At 37.8% G+C, this 3867-nt stretch carries 2 protein-coding genes; one reads left to right on the top strand and one right to left on the bottom strand.

Features of this window, described 5'->3' with window-relative positions; genetic code table 11:
• Positions 1-66: 66 nt before the first annotated feature.
• Entirely contained in the window at positions 67-2505 is a 2439-nt protein-coding gene (locus AC1DPQ_RS20645) for a TonB-dependent receptor domain-containing protein (RefSeq protein WP_477610726.1), read from the bottom strand.
• Positions 2506-2962: 457 nt separating this feature from the next.
• Here AC1DPQ_RS20645 and AC1DPQ_RS20640 point away from each other — a divergent pair.
• On the top strand, positions 2963-3867 hold a 905-nt coding region (locus AC1DPQ_RS20640; protein WP_477610725.1), incomplete at its 3' end, for a TonB-dependent receptor plug domain-containing protein.

The raw sequence follows: 3867 nt of genomic DNA, 5'->3' as shown, positions 1-3867 counted from the left end.
GTTTTCTGGGTTGGGGTTTAAAACCAGGAGAAATTGATCTGATCCAGCTTCTCCTGATTGATTTAATTAAAATTTGTAAGTAACACTTCCAGTAAAGGTTCTCAGGTCCTGAGGGTTCATGGTGCTGTAACCTGTCCAGTATTTTTGATTGGTAAAATTGTCTGCTTTAACACCAAGTCTAAATCTATGATGATCATAAAATACTGATGCGTTAAAAACCTCATAAGCAGGTAATATAAATACGCCTTGGCTAACACTGTTTACAATTTTATTGTCGCTGGCATAATTACCGCCGGCACCTAATCCAAAACCTTTAAGTGATCCTGTAGCGAATTTATAACTGATCCATAAATTTGCTGAATAAGGCGCTGCCGAATAAGCATCTCTTCTGCCTTCTACATCTGGCGATGCATTTTCTAAATGGTTATCGTTATAAGCGAAACCTGCAATAATATTTAAACCGTTAACCGGGTTTGCAATAACTTCGGCTTCTATACCTTTGCTGATTTTATTGCCATCCTGGATTTGTGCATTTGGATTTGATGGATCTCCGTTATAACCCCTAACAATATCTTTAACTTTAATGTAATAGTAAGATACAGCGCCTGTTAACTTACCATTAAATATGTTTGTTTTAACTCCACCTTCAATTTGGTTTGCTTGCTCTGGTTTAAAAGCATTACCTTGATAATCTATACCGTTTAAGTTGTTAAAGCCGTTTTGGTAATTGGCAAATAATGATAGCTGATCTTTAATTGGCTGAAATACCAAGCCAAATTTTGGCGAAAAAACAGTTTGTTTGTACGCACCTTTTGGTGCCGAGCCTGTACGATCGGAATTGCCTTTATTGTCAAATCTGTCTACTCTTAATGCAGCTAAGGCGATTAACCTATCTGTTAAACTAATCACATCAGAAACATAAGCACTGTATGTATTGGTTTTGAAGTTATACGGATATTTAGGAACACTAGGAAGTGCTGCATAAAATGCCGCTAAATTATGTTCAGTAAAGTTATTGTAGTTAGCGCCGCTTCCATCTTTATTGGTCAGATCAAAAGTATCGATCGAATAAAATAACTGATCGGAGTTTTGTCGTAAATAATCAAGGCCTAAAACCATTCTGTTTTTTACCGAACCTAAGTTAAAAGTGCCATTGAAATTTTGTTGTACCTCGTAAGTGAAAACCTTACTGTTATCAGTTGATTGATCTGCTCTTGATATCAAATCGGCACCTGGTGCAGCCGTTGGGTTGCCCAGTGGAGGATAGTTGTTTGGGACTAAGAACAAATACGTACCACGGCCATTAGAGAAACTATAGTTGCTTGAAAAGCTGGTGTGAGACGACCAATTATCATTAAACTTGTAATTAGCCTGTCCGAAGAAGTTTGAGCTATTGTATTTTTGCTTCATCGCATCAGCGGTGAAGGACTTGTCGTAAGCTATTCCAGATTGATCCGCCCTATCAAAACCAAGGTCTTTTACAGGGAAATAGAAGAAAACGAATGGTTTTAGGGTGCTTGTACCGTTGGCAATTTCGGCATCAAAAACAAAGTCTAATTTATCGTTTACTTTATACGACAGGCTAGGCGCAATGAAGAAACCTTTGTCATAAACATTCTCCTGGAAAGAACCTTTGTAATTGTAAGAAGTATTTAACCGGGCATAAATGTGGTTATCTTTATCAACAGGAAAATTGAAATCGGTACTAACCCGGTTAAAATCGTAGCTACCTGTCGAAAAGCTTACCGCGCCTCCCATTCCTTCGAAAGGTTTTTTAGTTATACGGTTAATTAAACCACCATATGAGGTTAATGTGCTACCGAATAAAGTAGCAGATGGACCTTTTATAAACTCTACATTTTCTAAGTTAGCAGCATCGTTGCGGCCGGTTACGTTACCAGCAATTCCATTTCTGAGTTTAGCCTGTACAATAAAGCCTCTTGATGCGTAATAAGCACCACCATCGCCACCGCGCGAAGTTGATTCCCACATTTTTTGAACGCCAGTCGCATTGCGGGCAGCATCATCAACCGAAAACACAAGCTGGTCGGCCATTGTTTCCTTCGTAATCGTGGTATATACCTGTGGGTTTTCTAGGTTGTTAAGCGGCATTTTTGAAACGAATTCACTTTTCTTAGCGATATACTTATTTATGCCCTGGTTAATATTTACTTCATTAAGCTGATTTGAATTTTGGTTGATTACAAAATCAACGGTTTTGTTCTCTCCAGCAGTAATAACTATTGGTTTTTCTATATTTTGGATACCAACAGCCGATACCCTTAAAGTATAAGATCCTGGTTTAACTCTCTGGATTTCGAAAATACCCTTTTCGTTGGTTACATTCCCCAGGCCTTTTCCTTTTAAACCAACCGAAATGTAAGCGGCAGGTTTACCATCCGAAGTGGTAACTGTGCCGCCTATGGTCGAAAACTGTTGGGCAAAGGAGAGTAGACTGGCAAAAGTTAAAAAAAACGTTATACAGAAAAGTCTGATTTTAAGCATGATAATATTTATTTGGATTAATTCTAAACTGCTGCAAAATAACGGTAGAAAATCTTATTATCCAAATTATTTTGAATTATTCTAAATAGTGGTGATTGGTGCCTGTAAAACCTAGTTTTAATTCAGACTAGGAATGAAGTGAAGTAAATAGCTTTAACGTTTTAGTTGTGTTAAAATCTAAGTTTATCGAAATTTTTTCAACTAAACTTCTGGGAGATTTTTTTCGAATTTAGTTCGAATGTGATCAAGAAATATGAGGTAATTTGGCAAAATAGACCGTTTTGAGCAGCTATTGGTATATTGTTAATTGCAAAAGTCAGTTTTTGTAAAACAAAATGTGGTATTTAAGCCAATTTTTAGGTTAAAATATGGTTCCTTTTGATTAAAAAAAAATTAAAATCGAAGTAAAAATGTTGATACTTTTAGTTTGTAATCAAACCAAACTAACTAATCATCAATGGAAAAAACTTCTACAAGACATTGCTATGTGAAATTTTTGATGGCAACATTCTTTTATTTACTTATTCCGTGGCTCGCTTTTGCGCAGAAAACAATTAAAGGAACTGTTTTAGATCAAAATGACAAACCCATACCAGGGGTTTCTATTATCGAAAAAGGTACCAAGAATGGTACCGCTACAAACGCCGATGGAAAATTCACCTTAACAGTTCAAAACGACGGTGCAATTATTACCGCTAGAATAGTAGGTTATCGTTGGGCAGAGAAAACGGTTTCGGCAAGTGGTACATTAAACTTTTCTTTGGAAGAGGATAATAATACGCTGAATGAAGTGGTTACTATCGGTTATCAAAAAATTACCAGAAAGAAAACTACAGCTGCAATATCCAGTATTTCCGCTAAAGAGTTGGCAAATTTGCCGTCCGCGAGTTTCGATCAATTGCTGCAAGGTAGGGTGTCGGGTGTAAACGTTCAGAATTTCACCGGTCAACCCGGAGCATCGCCTACCGTATCTGTTAGGGGTAATTCGTTGGTTAGCAGGGGTTACGATGAGTTTAACGTAATAAATTCACCACTTTATGTGGTTGATGGCGTTCCTCAGCCAACCGAAACCTATGTCGGGCCAGGTGTAGGTACAGGTCAGAATTATCTAGCCGGCATAAATCCAACAGACATCGAATCTATAGACGTATTAAAGGATGCGTCAGCAGCAGCTATCTATGGATCTCGTGCAGCCAATGGGGTTATCTTGATAACGACGAAAAAAGGGCTTAGCGGCGAGCCGCGGGTTTCTATCAATGCTTATGCAGGGTTAACCCAAAGACCAAAGTTAAGAGATGTGACACTTGGAACCACCGAGAGAAGGCAGAAAATGGATGTTTTGCAAAGGCAATTATCTTATAG

This window comes from Pedobacter sp. 01T416_2 (genome assembly GCF_056398925.1).
This window is presented reverse-complemented; position numbering and strand designations above follow the sequence as displayed.